Origin of the sequence: Nocardioides sp., assembly GCF_036401255.1 — a bacterium.
Classification (GTDB): Bacteria; Actinomycetota; Actinomycetes; order Propionibacteriales; family Nocardioidaceae; genus Nocardioides.
Genome location: NZ_DASWVI010000110.1, coordinates 1 through 2184, shown reverse-complemented (window position 1 = coordinate 2184; position 2184 = coordinate 1). Strand labels below are relative to the sequence as shown.

Genomic DNA, 2184 nt, shown 5'->3' with positions numbered 1-2184 from the left:
CGGTTTGGTCACCAACGGCGAGGTGAAAGCGGTTTCACCCCGCGATTGGTGACCAAACCGCAACGGTACCGACGCGCGGCCCGGCACGGCCCGACCCCGTGGCCGGGGGGACGGCCGGGTCGGGCTTCCGGACGTCCGGCCCCGTCGGCGTGGGGCGAAAATCTCGCCCGCGGTGTCGAAAGCGCGAACGGATGTGCGGGAACAGCCGCCCAGCAGGTAGCGTTGGCCCCACGAGATATCTATGAGACAGCCCGGGTGCCACCGTGCCCCGGCCGAGCGTGCGAGGGGGCTGACCCTATGGGGCGCGGCCGAGCGAAAGCCAAGCAGACGAAGGTCGCCCGCGACCTGAAGTACCGCACTCACGAGACGGACTTCGGGGCACTGGCCAACGAGCTGCACGGGCGAAGCGACAGCGACGACGACACCGACCAGGTCGAGCCCGAGGTGCTCGAGAAGTGGTCGGACTACACCGGTCCCTCGCGCGACTGAGCTGTCGCTGATCGTGGGGTCTCCGGCGCTCCGGGGACCTCTCAGCGAGTCGGGACGTCCAGGCCCGCCTGTCTGGGTCATTGGGCTGCAGGAATCCCCGGTCCACCGGGGAAACTGGCGCTTGTCGGGGGTTGCAACCCCTGACAAGCGCAAGAATCCCCGGTCAACCGGGGATTCCTGCGCCGTTCGGCGTCGTCAGGTCGGCAGCCACATCCCGCGCAGCCGGCTGACCACGCGCATCCGCTCCTCGGCGAGCCGGTCGGCGGCGATGGCCGGCGGCACGCCCTCGGACGCGGCGAGCTCGAAGACCCGCAGCGTGGTGTCGAAGATGCCGGTGGCGCGCTGCTTGGCGCGGTCGAAGGAGAAGCCCTCGAGCTCGTCGGCGACCTGGATCAGGCCGCCGGAGTTGACGCAGTAGTCCGGGGCGTAGAGCACGCCGCGCTCCTCGAGCGCCTTCTCGATGCCGGGGTGGGCGAGCTGGTTGTTGGCCGCGCCGCACACGATCCGCGCCGAGAGCACCTCGACGACCTCGTCGGTGAGCGCGTTGCCGAGGGCGCACGGCGCGTAGACGTCGAGCTGCGAGCCGACCAGCTCCTCGGTCGAGGCCACGACCCGCACCGTGGGGTGCTCGTCGCGGACCCGGTCGATGGAGGCCGGGTCGACGTCGGTGACGACGACGGTGGCGCCGTCCTCGACCAGGTGCCGCACCAGGTGGTGGCCGACCTTGCCGACGCCCGCGACACCCACGACCCGACCCGCGAGCGACGGTCCACCCCAGGCGACGGTCGCGGCCGCGCGCATGCCCTGGAAGACGCCGTACGCCGTGAGCACCGAGCTGTCCCCCGCGCCGCCGTGGGCCACGGTGCGGCCGGTGACGAACGAGCACTCGCGCGCGATCACGTCCATGTCCGCGGAGTAGGTCCCGACGTCGCACGCGGTGTAGTAGCGCCCGCCGAGCGACTCGACGTGCCGGCCGTAGGCGCGCAGCAGCGCCTCGGTCTTCTGCGTGGCCGGGTCGCCGATGATCACGGCCTTGCCGCCGCCGAGGTCGAGCCCGGCGAGCGCGGCCTTGTAGGACATGCCGCGGGAGAGGTTGAGGACGTCGCGGATCGCGTCGGCGGTGGAGGCGTAGGGGTAGAAGCGGGTGCCGCCGAGGGCGGGCCCGAGTGCCGTGGAGTGGATCGCGACGATCGCGCGGAGGCCGGTGGCGGGGTCGTTGGCGAAGACGACCTGCTCGTGCTCGGCGCCGAGCTCGAAGACGTCGGCGGCGCTCGAGGGGGAGGCGGGTGCAGACATGGGTGGTGCCTACTTTCGGTACGGGCCACGGGGGTGGTGTGGCGGGTCGGTGTGGACCCGGCAGGGGTGGCGCCGCGTCCTGTGACCACCGTAACGCGATCAGGCCGGGCCCGGGACCGACCGGGCGAAGACCACGTTGCCGTGGGTGCCGTAGCCCGGCACCGGCCCGCCGTACGACTGCCCGTCGAAGCCCACCAGCAGCCAGCCGTCCTCGGTGCTCACCAGCGTCGGCCACGGGATGTTGGAGGGGTACGGCGCGTCCAGTGCGCCGATCTCGCGCAGGTCCAGGTCGAACACCGGGTAGCGGGCGCGGCGCCGGCGCGGCCCGTCGCGGCCGTCGCTGGCCAGCACCCGCCACGCGCCGTCGAGCCGGGCCAGCGTGGTGCCCTCGGTCGCGGT

The 2184-nt window shown here is 72.5% G+C and carries 2 protein-coding genes and 1 pseudogene; 1 reads left to right on the top strand and 2 read right to left on the bottom strand.

The features are described from left to right. Positions 1–297: 297 nt before the first annotated feature. The gene (locus tag VGD85_RS05095) at positions 298–489 is read left to right on the top strand and encodes a DUF3073 domain-containing protein (protein ID WP_331062362.1); all 192 of its coding nucleotides are present in this window, start codon (positions 298–300) and stop codon (positions 487–489) included. Between the two features lie 195 nt (positions 490–684). On the opposite strand, the gene VGD85_RS05090 is transcribed toward VGD85_RS05095, so the two are convergent. Both VGD85_RS05090 and VGD85_RS05085 read right to left on the bottom strand, forming a co-directional pair. Beyond that, complete coding sequence (locus VGD85_RS05090) at positions 685–1785, bottom strand: Glu/Leu/Phe/Val family dehydrogenase (protein ID WP_331062361.1); 1101 nt, start codon at positions 1783–1785, stop codon at positions 685–687. 99 nt (positions 1786–1884) lie between these two features. Then, positions 1885–2184 (bottom strand): annotated as a pseudogene (locus VGD85_RS05085) (hypothetical protein); the annotation flags it as partial.

Excerpts from the sequence above, each read along its gene's own strand:
- VGD85_RS05095 (WP_331062362.1), top strand. The coding sequence starts at position 298 with ATGGGGCGCGGCCGAGCGAAAGCCAAGCAGACGAAGGTCGCCCGCGAC.
- VGD85_RS05090 (WP_331062361.1), bottom strand. The coding sequence starts at position 1,785 with ATGTCTGCACCCGCCTCCCCCTCGAGCGCCGCCGACGTCTTCGAGCTC.